Genomic DNA, 731 nt, shown 5'->3' with positions numbered 1-731 from the left:
CGATAACCGTGGCGTCAATCCCGCGAGCGGCCAACAGTTCCGCCGCTTTCAACGCGAAGTGCACCATGGTACCCGTGGCCACAATACTGATATCTGCCCCTTCGCGTAGGCTGATAGCCTGCCCAATCGTCAATTCATAATCATCTTTATAAACGGTGGGGGCGCGCATATTACCGGTAAGACGCAAATAAACCGGGCCATTATGATTGAGTGCGGCTTCGGTCATTTTAACGGTTTCGGTACAATCAGCAGGGGAAAGAATAGTAATATTCGAAATGGAGCGAATAGCGGCAATATCTTCAATGCCATGGTGCGTTGCGCCGAACATGCCGGTCGCCAGGCCGCAGGCTAGACCAACCAACTTCACATTCTCATTCATATATCCCAGATTATGACGCACCTGCTCCCCAGCGCGCATAGTCAGGAAGTTGGCAAACGACGTAACAAAAGGAACATATCCCCCCGCGGCCAATCCCGCAGCCATACCCACCATGTTTTGTTCCGCGATGCCAGCGTTAAAAAAACGCTCTGGGTATGTTGTATTAAAACGATCCAAGCCGGAAGACTTGCCCAAGTCAGCGGACAGAGCAACGAGGTTGTCATGTTGCTGTGCCAATTCAAGCAAGGTTACGCCAAAAGTACCCCGAGAACCGAGCATGGACCATGAGCGAATAGAGGTAGGTTTAATGACTAACACGATATTTCTCCCTCCAACTCTGCCATCGCAGCAA

1 protein-coding gene is annotated in these 731 nt (G+C 51.0%); it reads right to left on the bottom strand.

The features are described from left to right. The coding region (locus tag J5224_RS32645) for a transketolase family protein (RefSeq protein WP_264629075.1) at nucleotides 1–697 on the bottom strand (697 nt) is incomplete at its 3' end. Nucleotides 698–731: the final 34 nt, after the last annotated feature.

It is taken from the genome of Candidatus Symbiopectobacterium sp. NZEC135 (assembly GCF_025962695.1).
Note: the sequence above shows the minus strand (reverse complement) of the source record. Positions and strands in the feature narration are given on the sequence as shown.